Origin of the sequence: Streptomyces sp. NPDC005728 (assembly GCF_040630895.1) — a bacterium.
Lineage (GTDB): Bacteria > Actinomycetota > Actinomycetes > Streptomycetales > Streptomycetaceae > Streptomyces.
Map to the genome: position 1 here is coordinate 16,204 of NZ_JBEXYL010000030.1, position 16,214 is coordinate 32,417.

14 protein-coding genes and 4 pseudogenes are annotated in these 16,214 nt (G+C 69.9%); 7 read left to right on the forward strand and 11 right to left on the reverse strand.

Translation table 11 applies throughout. From position 1 onward, the window contains the following. Window positions 1-21 precede the first annotated feature (21 nt). Both ABZ471_RS21250 and ABZ471_RS21255 read right to left on the reverse strand, forming a co-directional pair. Window positions 22-2,205, reverse strand: a complete 2,184-nt coding sequence (locus tag ABZ471_RS21250; RefSeq protein ID WP_359068332.1) for a SpoIIE family protein phosphatase — start codon at window positions 2,203-2,205, stop codon at window positions 22-24. A gap of 112 nt (window positions 2,206-2,317) precedes the next feature. Then, window positions 2,318-4,693 carry a SpoIIE family protein phosphatase gene (locus ABZ471_RS21255; protein WP_359068333.1) on the reverse strand — a complete coding sequence of 792 codons (2,376 nt, stop codon included), beginning with the start codon at window positions 4,691-4,693 and terminating at the stop codon, window positions 2,318-2,320. A 308-nt stretch (window positions 4,694-5,001) separates the two neighbouring features. Between ABZ471_RS21255 and ABZ471_RS21260 the strand changes: the two genes are divergently transcribed. The 3 genes from ABZ471_RS21260 (at window position 5,002) to ABZ471_RS21270 (ending at window position 7,623) form a co-directional block, all read left to right on the forward strand. Then, window positions 5,002-5,499: an NAD(P)H-dependent oxidoreductase gene (locus ABZ471_RS21260; RefSeq protein WP_359068334.1), complete on the forward strand. Its 498-nt coding sequence runs from the start codon at window positions 5,002-5,004 to the stop codon at window positions 5,497-5,499. Between the two features lie 158 nt (window positions 5,500-5,657). Then, window positions 5,658-6,770: an MFS transporter gene (locus ABZ471_RS21265; protein ID WP_359068403.1), complete on the forward strand. Its 1,113-nt coding sequence runs from the start codon at window positions 5,658-5,660 to the stop codon at window positions 6,768-6,770. Window positions 6,771-6,885: 115 nt separating this feature from the next. Then, window positions 6,886-7,623, forward strand: a complete 738-nt coding sequence (locus ABZ471_RS21270) for a DUF4097 family beta strand repeat-containing protein (RefSeq protein ID WP_359068335.1) — start codon at window positions 6,886-6,888, stop codon at window positions 7,621-7,623. Between the two features lie 104 nt (window positions 7,624-7,727). Here the strand turns inward: ABZ471_RS21270 and ABZ471_RS21275 are convergent. The 6 genes and pseudogenes from ABZ471_RS21275 to ABZ471_RS21300 all read right to left on the reverse strand — a co-directional run. Further along, window positions 7,728-8,036 (reverse strand): annotated as a pseudogene (locus ABZ471_RS21275) (DUF4267 domain-containing protein); the annotation flags it as partial. After that, window positions 8,036-8,161 (reverse strand): annotated as a pseudogene (locus tag ABZ471_RS21280) (DUF1772 domain-containing protein); the annotation flags it as partial. The pseudogenes ABZ471_RS21275 and ABZ471_RS21280, both read right to left, overlap by 1 nt. Beyond that, window positions 8,161-8,475 (reverse strand): annotated as a pseudogene (locus ABZ471_RS21285) (transposase); the annotation flags it as partial. The pseudogenes ABZ471_RS21280 and ABZ471_RS21285, both read right to left, overlap by 1 nt. A 43-nt stretch (window positions 8,476-8,518) precedes the next feature. Continuing rightward, window positions 8,519-8,905 carry a VOC family protein gene (locus ABZ471_RS21290; RefSeq protein ID WP_359068336.1) on the reverse strand — a complete coding sequence of 129 codons (387 nt, stop codon included), beginning with the start codon at window positions 8,903-8,905 and terminating at the stop codon, window positions 8,519-8,521. Window positions 8,906-9,036: 131 nt separating this feature from the next. Continuing rightward, window positions 9,037-9,387, reverse strand: a complete 351-nt coding sequence (locus ABZ471_RS21295) for an antibiotic biosynthesis monooxygenase family protein (protein WP_359068337.1) — start codon at window positions 9,385-9,387, stop codon at window positions 9,037-9,039. A gap of 181 nt (window positions 9,388-9,568) precedes the next feature. Next, window positions 9,569-10,015 (reverse strand): DUF1772 domain-containing protein, encoded by a 447-nt coding sequence (locus ABZ471_RS21300; protein ID WP_359068338.1) that lies wholly within the window; start codon window positions 10,013-10,015, stop codon window positions 9,569-9,571. A gap of 90 nt (window positions 10,016-10,105) precedes the next feature. On the opposite strand from ABZ471_RS21300, the gene ABZ471_RS21305 reads away from it, so the two are divergent. Next, window positions 10,106-10,684, forward strand: a complete 579-nt coding sequence (locus ABZ471_RS21305) for a TetR/AcrR family transcriptional regulator (RefSeq protein ID WP_359068339.1) — start codon at window positions 10,106-10,108, stop codon at window positions 10,682-10,684. A gap of 158 nt (window positions 10,685-10,842) precedes the next feature. Here ABZ471_RS21305 and ABZ471_RS21310 read toward each other — a convergent pair. Both ABZ471_RS21310 and ABZ471_RS21315 read right to left on the reverse strand, forming a co-directional pair. Then, window positions 10,843-11,022, reverse strand: a pseudogene (locus ABZ471_RS21310) (Tn3 family transposase); the annotation flags it as partial. An 82-nt stretch (window positions 11,023-11,104) separates the two neighbouring features. Further along, complete coding sequence (locus ABZ471_RS21315; RefSeq protein WP_359068340.1) at window positions 11,105-12,220, reverse strand: MerR family transcriptional regulator; 1,116 nt, start codon at window positions 12,218-12,220, stop codon at window positions 11,105-11,107. A 297-nt stretch (window positions 12,221-12,517) separates the two neighbouring features. On the opposite strand from ABZ471_RS21315, the gene ABZ471_RS21320 reads away from it, so the two are divergent. Both ABZ471_RS21320 and ABZ471_RS21325 read left to right on the forward strand, forming a co-directional pair. Further along, the gene (locus ABZ471_RS21320; protein WP_359068341.1) at window positions 12,518-13,189 is read left to right on the forward strand and encodes a HEAT repeat domain-containing protein; all 672 of its coding nucleotides are present in this window, start codon (window positions 12,518-12,520) and stop codon (window positions 13,187-13,189) included. Between the two features lie 3 nt (window positions 13,190-13,192). Continuing rightward, the gene (locus ABZ471_RS21325) at window positions 13,193-14,197 is read left to right on the forward strand and encodes a MerR family transcriptional regulator (RefSeq protein WP_359068342.1); all 1,005 of its coding nucleotides are present in this window, start codon (window positions 13,193-13,195) and stop codon (window positions 14,195-14,197) included. A 106-nt stretch (window positions 14,198-14,303) separates the two neighbouring features. On the opposite strand, the gene ABZ471_RS21330 is transcribed toward ABZ471_RS21325, so the two are convergent. Beyond that, entirely contained in the window at window positions 14,304-15,368 is a 1,065-nt protein-coding gene (locus ABZ471_RS21330) for an oxygenase MpaB family protein (RefSeq protein ID WP_359068343.1), read from the reverse strand. A gap of 98 nt (window positions 15,369-15,466) precedes the next feature. On the opposite strand from ABZ471_RS21330, the gene ABZ471_RS21335 reads away from it, so the two are divergent. Then, window positions 15,467-16,111 (forward strand): TetR/AcrR family transcriptional regulator, encoded by a 645-nt coding sequence (locus ABZ471_RS21335; RefSeq protein WP_359068344.1) that lies wholly within the window; start codon window positions 15,467-15,469, stop codon window positions 16,109-16,111. Window positions 16,112-16,214: the final 103 nt, after the last annotated feature.

Consider the following 16,214-nt stretch of genomic DNA (forward strand, 5'->3'; position numbering starts at 1 on the left):
CGATCGCACCCGCCTGCCTGCTCACCGGCAGGAAAGGCCGTGGGCAGGGAGGGGTTGTTCCGCCCAGATGACCTTTCCCTCGCGGCTGTGCCGCGTGCCCCAGCGCTCGGTGAGCTGGGCGACCAGCAGCAGCCCGCGGCCGCCCTCGTCGAAGACCCGGGCCCGGCGCAGGTGCGGAGCCGTGCTGCTGGCGTCGAAAACCTCGCAGGTCAGATTGGACTGGAGGATCATCCGCAGCTGGATGGGGCTCTTGCCGTAGCGGATCGCGTTCGTCACCAGTTCGCTGACCACGATCTCCGTGGTGAAGGCCAGTTCTTCCAGTCCCCAAGCGGCCAACGTGTCGGATGCGTAGCCGCGGGCCCCGGAGACGGCCGCCGGGTCGGAGGGGAGGTCGAGCGTGGCGACGTGGCCGGGGTCGAGCGCCCGGGTGCGCGCCACCAGAAGGGCGACGTCGTCGGAAGGACGGCCGGGCAGGAGCGCGGCCAGCAGACGGTCGCAGATCTCGTCCGGCGACTGCGGAGCCAGGGCGAGGACGTCGCACAGCAACGCGCGGGCGGTGTCCACGTCACGCGTGCGGCTCTCGATGAGTCCGTCGGTGTAAAAGGTCAGAAAACTGCCCTCCGGCAGTTCGAACTGGGCGGTTTCGAAGGGGAGTCCGCCCAGACCCAGGGGTGGGCCGATCGGCAGCTGGAGGAAGTCGACCACGCGGGCGGCCGTGGCGTCGCCGTCGGCGGCCGAGGGCGTCGCCACGGCCGGCAGGACATGTCCGGCGCTGGCCAGGGTGCACAGGCGGTGGACGGGGTCGTAGACCGCGTACAGGCAGGTGGCGCTGATCTCGCCCCCGTCCTGCATCTCCTCGCGCTGCAGGCGGATGACCGCGTCGTCCAGATGCGTGAGCAGCTCGTCGGGCATGAGATCGATGTCGGCGAAGGCGCGGACGGCCGTCCGCAGGCGGCCCATGGTGGCGGAGGCGTGGAGGCCGCGGCCGACGACGTCGCCCACGACGAGGGCGACGCGGGCTCCGGAGAGCGGTATCACGTCGTACCAGTCACCGCCCACGCCCGCGCGGGATCCCGCGGGCAGGTACCGGGCGGCCGTCTCCACGGCGGACTGTGCCACCGCACGCTGCGGCAGCAGACTGCGCTGGAGGGTCAGCGCGATGGAACGCTCGTGGGTGTAACAGCGGGCGTTGTCGATGTACACCGCTGCTCTGGCCGCGATCTCCCGAGCCAGGAGAAGGTCGTCCTCGTCGAAAGGGGCTGCGGTTCGATGACGGAAGAACTGGGCGAGGCCCAGGGTGATTCCGCGGGCCTGCAGAGGCACCAGCAGCATCGAGTGGAAGCCATGGACGGGCAGGGCGCTTCTGCTGTCCGGGGACGGCCCCCACCACGCGGGCACGTCGGAGGCCGTGATGCGGTGCAGGAAGGACTGCCCCGTGACCAGTGCGCGAGCAGGCTCCGACCCCGCAGGGTATGTGTGCGTGTCACCGGTGGCGACCAGGCGGTCCGGACATCCGTCCAGGACCGAGCGCTGGGCTATGCGGCGCAGCACCGGTGCACTGGCCGGCGGATACGTGCCCTCTTCGCGGAGAACGGAGTCGAGTAGGTCGACGGTGACGAGGTCGGCGAAGTCGTCGGTGCCGACGTCTGCCAGTTCCTGAGCGGTGCGGGCGGTGTCGAGGGTGGTCCCGATGCGCCTGCTCGCCTCGTTGGTCACCATGAGCCGCCGCTGCAACCGGCGGTCGCGCTCCTCCTGGTAGGCGGCCACGACTTGTTCCGAACCGCGGTCGACGTACGCGAAGGCCGTCGCGATGAGTCTGGTCGTCGCCTCGTTGACGAGGAGCGGGTCGCTGGTGAGACGGGCGGCCTCTTGCTGTATCAGCTGGAGCAGGCTCATGTGGCCGAGCCGGTAGGCACGCAGGAGGCTGCCGATCGGTACCCCTCTTCGAGCGAACCTGCGTCCGACCTCCAGTGCCTCAGAAGGTGCCCTGACCTCGGTCAGGTCGAGGCCGTGCTCCAGCACATCCAGGAAGGTGGCGACGTGCAGGGCTGTCTCCTGCACCGCCAGAGCGGCGATGTCCTCGTACTGCCACAGCTCGGGAAGTTCGCTGCGCATGCGCTGCAGCAACACGTCGACCGACTGGCTCGCCCGTGGCCTGAGCTGTTGAGCCAGACGGCGAAGGAACACATCGACATCGGTTCCCATAGGGGGATCTTACGGAAGGACCCGTACGTCTGCCTGCGCGCGGCCCCCTGTCAGGTGCACCGCGGGCTGCGCTCATCGGGGCAGCCCGCCCGGACCCCGCAGCAACGGGTTCCTACGGTAGGGCCAGCTCGGCCCAGATCGTCTTCCCGGACGCGGTGTACCGCGTGCCCCAGCGCTGGGACATCTGGGCGACGAGGAACAGGCCGCGGCCTCCCTCGTCGTCCCGACGCGCCCGCCGCAGGTGGGGTGCGGTGTGCGCGTTGTCGGAGACCTCGCACAGCAGGCAGCGGTCCCTGATCAGCCTCAGCATGACGGGCCCGCTGGCGTACCGGATGCCGTTGGTGACCAGCTCGCTCACCACGAGTGCGGCGGTGAACGACAGGTCGGACAGGTCCCAGGTCGCCAACTGGCGCTCGGTGACGGTGCGGGCGTGAGCCACCATGGTGGGGTCGGGCGGCAGCTCCAGGTCCGCCACCTGGTCGGCGTCGAGCCGCCGGGTGCGGACGAGCATCAGCGTGGCATCGTCCGCCTGTGGTCCGGGCGGCAACGCCGAAAGCGCCCGGTCGCACAGCTCCTCCAGCGGGCATCGTTGCCAGGTGAGCACCTGGGCCAGACGGTCGATACCGCTGTCGATGTCGGTACGCCGGTCCTCCACGACCCCGTCGGTGAAGAACGCCACCACGCTGCTGCTGGACAGGTTCAGATCGACGTTCTCGTAGGGCAGGCCCCCCAGCCCCAGGGGCGGCCCCGGCGCCAGCGCGGACAAGGCCACCGAGCCGTTCGCATCGGCCACGATCGGCGGGGGATGGCCCGCGCTCGCCCAGACACACCGGCCGCTGACCGGGTCGTAGATCGCGTACAGGCAGGTCACCCCGAGCGCCTCGTCGATCGGCCCGTCATCCGCCTGGGATTCCGAGTCCTGCGCGACCAGGTCGTCCAGCCGGGTGAGCAGCTCGGCCGGATCCAGGTCCAGCAGGGCCAGGGTCCGTACGGTGGCGCGGAGCCGGCCCATGGTCGCGGCCGCGTGCACACCGTGGCCCACCACGTCGCCGACGGTCAGGCCCACTCTGGCACCGGACAGCGGGATGACGTCGAACCAGTCGCCACCCACGCCCACGCGGCTGTCGGCAGGCAGGTAGCGGTACGCCACGTCGACCGCGCTCTGCTCGGGCAGGTGCTGCGGCAGCAGGCTTCGCTGCAGTACGAGGGCTGCCGCGTGCTGGCTGGTGTAGCGGCGGGCGTTGTCGATGCCGACGGCGGCTCGCTCGGCCAGTTCGACGGCGAGCGTCTGCTCCTCGGGGCCGAAGGGGTCGGGGTTGCTGCTGCGCCGGAAGGTGGCAAGGCCCAGGATCGCGTCGCGGGTGAGCAGCGGGACGAACAGGCACGAGTGCGAGGCGGCCGGTCCCGCCTGGCCCGGTGCCCCCTCGGGCGGGACGGCGTCGACGACGGGTCGGCTGGTGGCCAGGCTCAGAGCCTGCGGTGACGAGGGCGGGTAGGAGACGGGACTGGTCCGGAACTCCTCCGGGGTCCGGCCGTGCATCCGCAGCAGACTGTGCCCCGGCGCCGAGCCCGTCGGCGGATGCCGTCCCTCGATGACCGCCGGCGGCAGGTCCACCAGCACCTCGTCGGCGAGCTGCGGTACCGCGACGTCGGCCAGCTCCGCGGCCGTACGGCGCACGTCCAGCGAGGCACCGATGCGCTTTCCCGCCCGCACCAGCAGCGACAGGCGTTCCTGGGCGCGGTAGCGGTCCGTGATGTCCAGGGACTCCTCGAACAGCCCCAGCGGTTCGCCCCGGGCGTCCACCAGCCGGTGGTACGAGCAGGACCAGACGTGCTCGCGCACCGGGTCGGCGGGGGCGCGCCCGCGATAGTGCATGCCCATGATCGGTTCCCCCGTCGTCAGCACGTGCTCCATGATCTGGTCTTCGTCCGGGGGGTGGTGACGGGAGATGAATTCGCCTTCAGGAAAGAGATCCGCGGCCGGACGGCCGATGTACTGGGCGACCCCCGCGAGCTCCAGGTCGGTGGAGACGTTCCCCCAGACGACGCGCATGTCGGTGTCGAAGATCGTCAGGCCCACGGAGGACTCGGTCGCCAGTCCCTGCATCATCGCCAGCTGCGCCTCCCAGCTGCGGAGCGCCTCCAGCTCGGCCGCGACCACGACGGTCGCAGCGACGCCCCGGTGCGCGAGCGGGCTGAACGTCACGGCCGCACGCAGGGTGCGTCCGTCCCGGCAGGAGAGGTCCAGGACGGTACTGCGGGGCCTGGGCGCCTTGCAGAGGGCGGACAACCGCTGCCCCGGGTCTGCGGCCAGCAGCCGGGCGGCCGACTGGCCGAGCACGTCCTCGGGCGCATGTCCGAGGAGGCGCTGGGCCGAGGATCCCCATCCGGAAATGCGGCCATCGTCGTCCAGCACCGCGGCGGCGGCCTTGGAGAGGTCCAGAGGACTGTGAAAATCGACGTTGGCCGCATGCGGAAAACGATCCATGGCACCGCTTCCCTTCGTGCTCCCTCAGCATCCCGTGCCGCACGACGGACGACAACCGCACGCGCGATCGCCACCTGCTCACACCGGGGCGACCGCCGATGGCCTGCCGGACGCGGACGGCGACTGTGCCGAGCCGACCCGCTGCCCTGTGCGCGAGAGGTCGTGCCGGCACTTCCCGCTGCTCCCCGGGGTTACCCGTCCTGGGGAGGGAGGGGGGAACGCGGAGGGAACTCCCGCGCTGATCCTGCTGATCAAGTCGAAGACCGGCTCCGAGTGTCGCCGGTCCGCAGATCCTCGGGAGCCACCGCGTGACCACGATCGTCCTTGTCTCGGGAAGCCTTCGCCGGGACTCGGTGAACGGTGCCCTGCCGGCGACTGTCCGGGAGATCCTCGGGCGTCGGCGAGGAGCCGTCGGTACCCCTCTCATGACTCCGGCCGGGATCCCGTTGTTCGACGAGGACGTCGAAGGGCGCTGTGTCCCGGAGCCCGTCGTAGCGGCTCGGAACCTCGTGGGGGCTGCTCATGCCGTGGTCATCAGCAGCCCCAGCTACAACGGCTCGATGCCGGGCGGACTGAAGAACGTCCTCGACTGGCTCTGCCGCCCCTGGGGAGAGTGCGTCCTGACCGGCAAGCCTGTCGCGCTGGCGACCGCATCGACCGGGAAGCGGGGCGGGGTCGAGGCCCAGCCCGAGCTCCGGCGGGTGCTGGAGCGCGCCGGGGCCGTCGTCGTGGACCATGCCCAGGTTGCGGTCGGCAACGCAGCGGCCCGCCTGTCGCCTCGGGGGGTTTCGCGGACCCGACCGTGATCGCCCCACTGGACGGGCTGGTCGACGCCACGCTCGCAGCCGCCGCACACGCCGTACCCGTGCCGAACGGTGCGGCGTCGTCATCTGTTCCTCAGGCATCCGCTACGACGCGAAGAGAGATCTGGCATGCGCAAGCCCCACGACGGCCTTGCTGAATCCTGCACGGTGCGTACCCGGGTGCGTATCCCGGCCGGTCCTTCGACGTTGGCGTCGCCTCGGCGCTGCAGTCCCTGCCGGTGCTGGTCCTCGGCCTGGTCGGAGGCGTTGCGGCCGACCGGTACGCCAAGCGCCGCCTCCTCGTCATCTGCCAGGTCCTGATGGGACGGTGCGCCACCGCGCTCGCCGTACGCACGCTGTCGGGATCGGTGACGCAGTACGACGTCTTCGCGATGGCCCTGCTGACCGGTTCGGTGAGCGCCTTCTCCGCCCCGGCCCTGCAGTCCTTCGTGGCAGAGGTGGTCGGGCCGGAGCATCTGCGCAACGCAGTGAGCCTGGGCGCGCTCAACTACCAGAGCGCACGGTTGGTCGGGCCTTCCGTCGCGGGTGGGCTCATCCTGCTGACAGGCATCGGCTGGGCATTCGCCGTGAACGCGGCCTCGTACGCGGTGGTGGTCGGATCGCTGCTGGCCCTGCGCCGGAGCGGCGAGCGGGCCCCGGCGCCGCAGCCGCGGTCCAAGGGCCAGATCCGGGAAGGGCTGCGTCATGTGGGGACGCGACCGGAACTGCTCCGGCCCATCGTGCTGGTCGGTTTCGTCTGCACCTTCGGCTACAACTTCCCCACGCTGCTTACAGGGTTCACCGACACCTTTCACGCCGGCGCCCAGGAGTACTCCTTCATGACCACCGCGCTGGGACTGGGCGCTGTGGTGGGGGCACTGGTCACCGCATGGCGTGGCAACCGTGGCACAGGGGGGCTGATCGCCTGCGCGCTCGGATTCGCAGGCGCCGAAGCTCTGGCCGCGCTGGCGCCGGGCTACGCGGTCTTCGTGACGGTGATGGTGGCCCTGGGACTGGCCGGCATCGCCTTCAACACGACGGCCGACTCAACCGTGCAGCTTGCCGTGCAGCCCGAGACGAGGGGACGGGTCATGGGCCTGTACTCGCTCGTGTACTCGGGCGGCACCACACTCGGCGGTCCCCCTGTGGGCTGGACCGTCGACACATGGGGAGCCCGGACGGCCATGGCCTCGAGCGCCGGTGTCGCCCTGGCGGGCACGCTGGTCGTGGCGGTCGCACGCCGACGCAACCCGCACGAGAGCCCGGCGTCCTGACGCGATTTCGTGCGCTCCGCCTTTGGGGGGTTTTCCCCAGTGAGGGCGGGAGAGCGGCTGCGTAGGATCGTGATGACTGATCACCGATTCAACTCGCTCCACACGGGGGACTTTCATGCGACGCCGACAGACGCGCATTCTCACCACAGTGGCTCTGGCCGCTCTCACCGTCAGCGCGCTCTCCGCGTGCTCGGCCCTCAGCCAGAAGACCTTCGAGGACGACGCCAAGGTGCCTCAGAGAGTCACCTCGATCCGTCTCGACAACAGGAACGGAAATGTGAAGGTGGACGCTTCGGCCGACGCCTCCACGATCTCCGTGCACCGCAGGGTCAACTACCGCGGTGACAAGCCGAGTGGCACGTCCTTCCACGTCAGGAACGGCGTCCTGACGCTGTCCGGCTGCGGCAGGAAGTGCGGCGTCGACTACGTCGTCAAAGTGCCTGCCGGTCTTCCGGTGACGGGAGGCACGTCCAACGGCAGCCTCACACTGACCGATGTCGGCACGGTCGACGTACATACGAGCAACGGCGAGATTGCAGTGAACAGCGCGACAGGCCCGGTGAACCTGCGCACGTCCAACGGCGGCGTCGACGTCAAGAATGTCAAGGGCGGCGACATCGACACGCAGACATCGAACGGCGAGGTGACGATCCAGACGGCCACCCCGCAGAACATCAGGGCTCGCACGACCAGCGGCAACCTCACGGTCACCGCACCGCCTGCCAAGTACCGGATCTCGGCGAACGACTCCAACGGCGACAAGAAGCTGGCGTTCAAGAATGACCCGGCAGGCAAGTACCGCCTGGATCTGTCGACAACCAACGGCGACCTGACCGTGAAGTCGGCAGCCTAGGAGTTCTCCCGTATTCCCAGGCCGCCGCCCACTGGAAGAAGATCGTGCGCCTCGCCTTTAGCGGCGGGCGCCGACAGGCGAAACCGACACGCGCCAAGGTGGCGTCAGGCGGGCTGCGGGGCGGGCGTTGCCGGAGCGGCTGCGACCTTGAGGGTCTCGCGCATGATCAGCAGGCCGTTGACCACCATCAGTGTCGCGGTCAGGCCGTGGACGCCGAGCGCGGTGGCCACGGAGCCGTGGTGGGCCAGCACGGTGGCCATGTCGCCGTACGCGGCGAGGGCCTCCACCAGCAGCACCCAGCCCAGCGCCCGGCGATGGCCCGTCACCAGCAGGATGCCCAGGACCAGGGCCAAGACGACGTCGCGGATTCCCTTGATGATCAGGAAGCCGTCGCCGTCGCCCGGCGGCCAGGTTGCTTCCGGTCGGCGGGCCGGTTGTCAGGGGTCGACGTCTTGCCACGGTTGTCGATCGGGACCAGCAGCAGGATCGACATGATCACGCTGAGGATCAGCAGCGCGCCGGCGGTGACGACGAGGCCGGGACGAACTGGTCGCTGGAGCGCCCGTTACGCCCGTGGACGTGACAGAAGAGCCGCTCCGCCGAGCACGGCGCGTCCGAGCGCAGCCACGGTGACACGCCGACGGCCAGGACCAGCCGGCCGTCCGGAGAGCGCGGCAGTGGCAGCCCGGCCGGCAGCACACGCAGCCGGTCGACGTCGATGCAGCCCCGGTTGAGATCGCCGTAGGGCCCGCCGTGCCCCCGTCGGTGTTCGGGCAGCAGCGTCAGGTCGACCGGTGACGTCACCGGACCGTCCGCGCACATCACCGCGTCGGTCGCGACTACGAACGCGATCCCTCCACCGGCGAAGCCATGATCCGCTGGGCCGCCATCGGCCTCACGACCCGGCGCCGCCCGGGGTGAGGATTTCCATGAGATGTCCGTCGGGGTCGTGGAAGTAGGTGCCCTTGCGGCCTTTGGTGTGCTCACTGTGATAGATCTGCCCAATTTCTTGGCATGCGGGATCGCCGTAGTGGGTGATTCCGCCGTGCTGGATGCGGGCGAGGGCGGCGTCGAACTCCTGCTCGCTGACCATGAACGCGTAGTGGTGTGGCTCGAAGTCGTCCAGCTGGTCGTAGTCCAGGCTGACCTGGTTGGCCAGCGTGACCGGCGTGAAGTGCGCCACCGGCGGATCGACACTCAGGCCGAGGATTTCTGCCAGGAACTGCGCCGAGGCTTGCGGGTCACGGGCGGGGACGACGGTGTGATTCAGTTCCACGGTCATAGTGACTCCTCTTCAGGGACGGGGCTACGCGTGGTGGCGGCCTCGGCGACCCGGCACGGTGCATGGATGCGTGACTTCCCGGGGGAAGGCAGGGCTTCTCCGGCCGTCCTCCCCCGGCTGCAACTGCCGTGTCATACGTCGATCTGCTCGAAGATGTGCGGGTACGACATGATGTCGTCAGGGAACTCGGCCGCCATGCGCTGGAACTCCGGGCTGCCGAACGCCGTGGCGAGAGCCTCGGTCGACTCCCAGACCGCGACGTTCATCAGAAGTTGACTGTCCGCCGTTCCCTTGTGCATCTGCAGGGAGACGAATCCCGGCTGAGCCTTCATGAACTCCGCCTGCCTCCGAAAGAGGGCCAGGAACGCTTCAGCCCTCTCCTTCGGAACGAAGAAGGTGTTGGCCAGGACGATGGGCCCGGTCTTCTCCTTGAACTGCGCAAACATCGGCGTATTCGGGTCCAGGCTCTGCAGCTTGGCCATTCTCGGCACTTCCTCTCGCTATCGGTCAGTGGGTGTCGCCGGCGCCCGCGTCCTGGGGATACCAGCGGAGTTCGAGGGTGCTGGTGTCCGGGTCCTGGATGTAGTTGGAGGTGGCGGTGCCGCACTTCGGGCGCACGGCCGAGCGGTTGCGGCTGACGACCGGGCGGGTGAGTACGTGGGCTCAGGTCAGGGCGATGACCAGCAGGGTGAAGGCGGCGATGATGACGGCGACGCGGACGTAGTGGAAGCGGTCCCAGCGGTTCAGCTGCTGCTTCCAGTCGGCGGGCCGGTTGTCAGGGGTCCACGTCTTGTTCCGGTTGTTGATCGGGACGAGCAGCAGGATCGACATGATCACGCTGAGGATCAGCAGCGCGCCGGAGATGACGACGAGACCGGTGCCGTCGTGGTGCCGTCCGGCGATGGCCCAGACCGCGACGAGGACGAGCGAGCCGATGTACCAGACCGGCATCACGGCGCCGAGCATCCGGCCCCCGTGGGCGTGGCCGAGTTGGCCGCTGTCCTCCGGGAGGGCGTTGAGGATCGGGTTGATGACGAAGGCGACGGAGAACTCCACCCCCACCATCACGCCGACGACCACGGTGGTGACGACCTCGAGTGCGTTGAGCATGATGACCCTCTTCGCATCTAGTGTTGCTAGCTGACGAGGCAACGCTAGTACTGCTGCCGCTCGCCTGTCTAGCGATGCTAGGATCGAATCATGTCGGTACAGGAACGCAAGCAGCGCGAACGGGCGGAGCGCGAGCGCCTCATCGTGGCGACAGCCCGCGAACTCGCCGAGCAGCAGGGCTGGGACGCGGTCACCACCCGCCGGCTCGCCGAGCGTATCGAGTACAGTCAGCCCGTCCTCTACAGCCACTTCCGCGGCAAGCGCGAGATCATCGGCGCCGTCGCCATCGAGGGCGCCGCCGAGATGGCCGTGGCGGTGCGTGCTGCGGCCTCCAGAGCGAACAGCCCGCGCGAGCGGGTCGCCGCCCTCGCCCGTGCCTACCTCGACTTCGCCGCACGCAACCCGGCGGTCTACGACGCCTTGTTCCAGCTCGACGGCGGCCTGGCCTTCGCGGACGAGGACACCCCGGAGCCTCTGAAGGACGCCTTCGCCGCGCTGCTGGAGAGCCTGGGCGAGGTCGCAGGGGACGGCGTCGACCCGGGGCTGTTCACCGAGGTGTTCTGGGCGTCCCTGCACGGCCTGGCGACCCTGACCCGGGCGGGACGGCTGCCGCCGGAGGACATCGAGCCGAGGGTGGAGCTGCTGGTGGACCGGCTCGCCATGGTCTGACACACCGTCCCGGCGGGCACGCGGCCGGGGCCCTCGGGCCCCGCCGCTGCCTGCCTGCGGCAACGCTTCCGGTCACTCGCGTCCACCGGGCGCGGCCGCAGATCGCCGGGCCCCGTACCCCGGACGGGCACCCGCCCCGGAAGCTGCGGGACGACGAACCGCAGCCCGTCGGCCGCGGCCCGCAGGCCCTCACCCCAGAACTTCACGGTCGGCACCTGCGCCTGCGCCTCGATCACCTTCGCGTTCGCCGCGGCGATGGTGTCCACCTCTTCGCGCCACCGACCAGCTCGGACGGAGGCCGGCCACCGCAACGACGGTGTCGGTGTCGGACCCGCCACCAGATCGGGATTCGAAGACCTGCCGCCGATCCCGCGGCCGCCGGCCGGGTCAGCTCCTTGCGGCGTTCTCGCGCACGAAGGTTCAGGCTACGAGAAGGCGCAGGCCGAGTTCTGCCGCGTCGAGGGCGACGAGTTCGCGGTTGCGCTCGGTCCACCGGCCTGAGGAAAGTTCGTCGCGAAGCCGGTCCACCGCCCGCTGCTCGGCCTGCGGCCCGACTCGGGTCCATATGGATATCGCGCGGCGCACCTGTTCGTCCAGGTACGCCTCGGGCCGGCGCCAGTAGGCCTCGAAGAAGCCGTCGGCGCAGTCCCACGGGATGAGCACCGGTTCCATGCGGGCCCCGATCGCGGCGGCCAGCTGGTCCACCGAGGGCCGGCCGGCGACCAGGTCGGCGACCTCAGGCAGGTAGTCGCGGGTGAGCCAGAACCGGTGACGCCAGCCGGTGTCACTGGCGTCGTGCGTGAACACCACCACGCGCCGGGCCACTCGCCGCATCTCGCGCATCCCGGCGATCGGGTCCTGCCAGTGATGAACGGTGCTGAAGGCCATCGCGGCGTCGAAGGACTGGTCCTCGAACGGGAGGTTCTCCGCGGCGGCGGCCACGCACGGGGCCGCGCTCGCGGGACGCTGCGCACGCATGACCGCCGACGGTTCCACCGCGGTCACGTCACGGTCCGGGGGTTCGTAGGAGCCGGTGCCGGCGCCCACGTTCAGTACCGTCCGTGCGTCCCCGAGCGCATCCCAGACCCTCGCGGCGATCCGCGGCTCGGTGCGTCGCGTCGCCGGGTAAGCGGAGCCGATGGCTTCGTACAACTGCGCGCCGAATACTTTCAGTTGTTCCTCCGGCGTCGTCCTGATCCCCATTGCCCGGGCCTCCAGTTCCCTGTCTATGGCCGTCACCATGGCGGCAGCGCGGTCGCGCTGGTCCAGCAGCAGGCCGCGCAGCCGATGCAGGTGCGCGACCGCGTCGGTGGCCGGGTCGTCGACGAGATCCGCGATGTCGCGCAATCCGAAGCCCAGCCGCCGGTAGGCGAGCACCTCCCGCAGTCGCTCCACGTCGCCCGCCGAGTAGGCCCGGTATCCGGCCGAGGTCCGCGCGGACGGCTGCACGAGGCCGATCTCGTCGTAGTGATGCAGTGTGCGGACGCTCACGCCGGCCAGCTCGGCCACGCGTCCCACGGTCAGGTGTTCCTCCACGCCACCGACGATGCGGCATGACGCCACGTGAGGGTCAAGCACTTTGCTCCTGGTACTGCGCGTGGCTCCACCGCCGCGCCGGCCAGTGGCTTCAGGCCGTCGAGCGGTCATGACCGCAGCCGGACAACCAGCGGCGCTGCGGTCACCGTTCCCGGGAGGACGTAGCCGCGTCTGCGCGCTGTCCCGCGGTGACGAGCAGGGGCAGGGGGCGGCAGCGCCCGTCGGCACGCGCAGCGGGCCCCGTTTGACCTTGACACGGTGACAAGGCCTTCACTGCTTGCCGAGGAGGTGGTCCCGATGACCATGACGAGACAGGACACGGATGCGGAACTGGCGCTGCAGGGGCTGGAGGACGGCCGTTCGTCCGTGCGACTGCGGGCGGCTCTGGCGCTCGGCACGACGCCTGACCCGCGCTTCGTCGACAAGCTCGTCGAGCGATGCGCGATCGAGCCCGAGTTCTTCGTCCGCGACATGCTGACCTGGGCACTCACCCGCCACCCGGTGCCCATGACGCTCCCCGGGCTGCTGCGCGCAGTCCGCTCGGAGCGTGCGCAGGCACGGAGCCAGGCGCTGCACACGCTGTCCAAGATCGGGGACCGGCAGGCGTGGCCGACGATCACACGGGCGCTCCTGTCCGACGCCGACGACGAGGTGGCGCGGAGCGCCTGGCGGGCCGCGGTCGTGCTCGTGCCGCAAGGCGAGGAGTCCGCCTTGGCCGCGGTGCTCGCGACACAGCTCGGGCGCGGTGAGCGGGAGACACAGCTGAGTCTCAGCCGGGCGCTGGTCGCGCTGGGTGAAGTCGTTCTGCCGGCTCTGCGTCCCGCGACGACGGCTCCTGACCCGCGCGTGCGCGCGCACGCGCTCGCCACGGAACGGCTACTGCGCGACCCGGACGCCGGATTCGAGTTCGCGATCGAGGAGGCGAAGCGCATCCTTGCCCTCGGCGGCTCCGACCAGGAGGGACGATAGGAAGTGTTGATCGGTGAGGTGGCGCGACGGTCCGGGGTCAGTGCCCGCATGCTCAGGCATTACGAGTCGCTCGGCCTGGTGCGGCCTTCGGGTCGTAGGGGCTCCGGCTATCGGGAGTACTCCGGCGAGGACATCCGGCGGATCTTCCATATCGAGAGCCTGCGGTCGCTGGGGCTGTCGCTGCGTGAGATCGGGCGCGCGCTCGACGATCCCGACTTCACGCCCTCGGCGCTCGTCGACGACCTCATCCGTCAGACGCGCGAACGCCTCGCGGCCGAGACCGAGTTGCTCACGCGGCTCCGCCGGATCGATGCCGCGGAACCCGCCGGCTGGGAGGACGTCCTCCAGGTCGTTGCGCTCCTGCAGGCACTCGGATCGAAGAGCGCCGACGCGCGCCAGCGCGCGGCCCTTTCCTCGGTCGACGAGGTTCCGGTGCCGGTGGAGGCCCTGGTCGAGGCGGCGCTGAACGAGACGGAGCCGAACGTCGCCGGAGCCCTTCGATGGGCGCTGGCGCGAGCGGGCGACGGCGCCCCGGCACTGCTCGCGGAGGGCCTCGGCTCACCGGTGGCCGCGGTACGGGAACGTGCCGTTCGGTCCCTCGCCGAGATGCCCGGTGACGAGGCCACCGCGCGGCTGCGGGACGCCCTCGCGAGCCCCGATGTCGCGGTCCGCGGGTATGCGGCTCTGGCGCTCGGGACACGTGGAGTGGCCGAGGCGGTCCCGACGCTCATCGACATGATCGTGGAGGGAAGGAACGACACCGATGCAGCCGATGCGCTGAGCGTGCTGGCGAGCGACACCGCGACGGCGGATCAGATCGCGACCGGGCTCGTCGACCGTCTCGCCCACGACACCACTGAAGCGCCTGCACGTGGACGGCTGACCCAGGCGCTGGCGGACATCCCGGGGACCACGGCGTCACGTGCCCTCGTGGAGCTGTCGCATGACGGGGACCGTGCCGTTGCGCTGACTGCGGCGTACCTTCTTCAGCTGCGCGACGCACGATGACGGATCTCCAGTCCCGACACCGTGCGTCCCTGGAGTTGCTCGGCGAGGTCGAGTTCCTCCTCGACTGACGGGGCACAACCTGTCCCACCCCATCCGTCAAGTCACGTCATTGGGCAAGCGGTCCCAGGATCTCCTGGGACTCGATGAGCCCCTGGTCGCTGGGGGCCACGCCGTCGCCGAAGACGCGGGCGGACTGCCGGGCCCGGAATTCGAGATGGGCCTCGGCGGGCCTGGCGTAGCCGTGGCGGGCGCGGGCTTCCGCCGGGGTCAGTACTTCCTCGTTGCGGGGAGGAATGCCGAGCTTCATCGGCGCGATCACCGCAACCGTGGAGGGGGACAGCCGTGCCAACAGGTGCAGTTCGACCTTGGGGTTGAGGTGGACGAGTGCGAAGGCCGTCTTCATGACGGGCACGATGAGGGTGTCGAGGAGGCGTGACTGCCGGATCCCGGCCATCTCGCGCATCCAGCGTGGCATGGTGGCGATGGTGGCGATTCGCTGTGCCTTCGCGACCGCCAGGCTCGCCGGCTTGGCCCAGCGCGGTGTCGGCGGCAGTACGAGTTCGCTCCTGAGCAGGTGGTTCATGGCCTGCCGGGCGATCGGGCTGGCGGACAGCTGGGGGCGCATCCGTTCGAAGTACGCCCGGACGCCGTCACGGCTGCGGGGAATGTCGTCCGGGGAGCACGTCTGCAGTTCCGCGGCGACGGCGCATGCCTCCCAGTACTCCTTCTCCTCCTGCGCGGTGAGCTTGCCGGGTCCGTACTTCTCGTAGGCGTAGAGGATCGAGTGCCAGCCGGTGAGCTGTATCCACAGCTGCGAGGCGGGGTCGTTGGCGTCGTAGGTCCCGCCGCCGTAGGGCAGCGTGCCGATCGCCTTGGAATGGACCTTGACCAGTACGTCCGCGGCCTTGCACACCTGTCGTGAACCGGCGAAGGCCACCATCGCGAAATAGCGCAGGGTCCGGTCGTAGCGGGTGCGGGAGCGCCGGTAGATGCCCTGGGTTCCGTGGACGGCGGCCACCAGCGGCGGGTCGAGTTCCTCCACCACCACGGAGCGCTGGAAGCCCACCGTGGGCGCCGTCGGATAGCTCCAGACCTTCCACACCACCGAGCCCGGGCCGAAGAAGCCGTAGTCCTCGTGCGGTTCGACCTCGCTGCGCTTCGGCTTCGCCATGGAGCCGCTCCCTCTGCATCCGCGGCGTATGCCGCCCGTCAATTACGACACTGCTGTCTTAAATTAAGACACGCCTGTCGTAAACTGCCAAGGTGTCAGTGTCCACAGCTTCGGAAGACAGGCCACGCAGGCGGCGCCCCTACGCCCCACGCGTCCCCATCGAGCAACGCCGCGAGCAACTGCTCGACGCGGCCCTCGCCGTGATCGTCAGTGACGGCTACGACCGGATCTCCATCGATGCCATCGCGAAGAGGGCCGATGTCGCCCGGTCGGTGGTCTACGGCGCCTTCGAGAGCCTCGGCCTCCTGCTGACCGCCCTGCTCGACCGGCAGCAGGCACGTGCCTTCGAACGACTGCTTGAAACGATTCCCGACACCGCGGACCTGCGCGACCCCGGCGCGTTCGCCGCCGAGACCGTGCGTGGGATGTCCGCGATGCTTCACCAGGACCCGGACACCTGGCGGCTGATCCTGCTGCCCCCCGGCAACATGCCCACGGTCGTCCGCGACCGCATCGAGGCGGACAGGGAACGATTCCGGCTCCGGGTCGAAGCATGGCTCTCCCTCGCCCTGGCCGGGCGGAGCGCCCCGGAACTCGACCCGCAAGTCCTCGCACACGCACTCGTCGCCTGCGCGGAACACTTCGGCCGCCTCGCCCTCACCGATCCCGGGAAGTTCGACCCGGCACGCCTGATCAGCCAGGTACGGCTGATCCTCGGCGCCATCTGGCCACCGCCGTGCTGAGGGGTGAGTGGTGCTTCACGCGGCCCGGGACGGCGGGCCGTGACTGGTCGTGGGGACCTCCGCAGGGCATACGCGCGACGGGCCCCGAAAGGAAGCGGCAGGC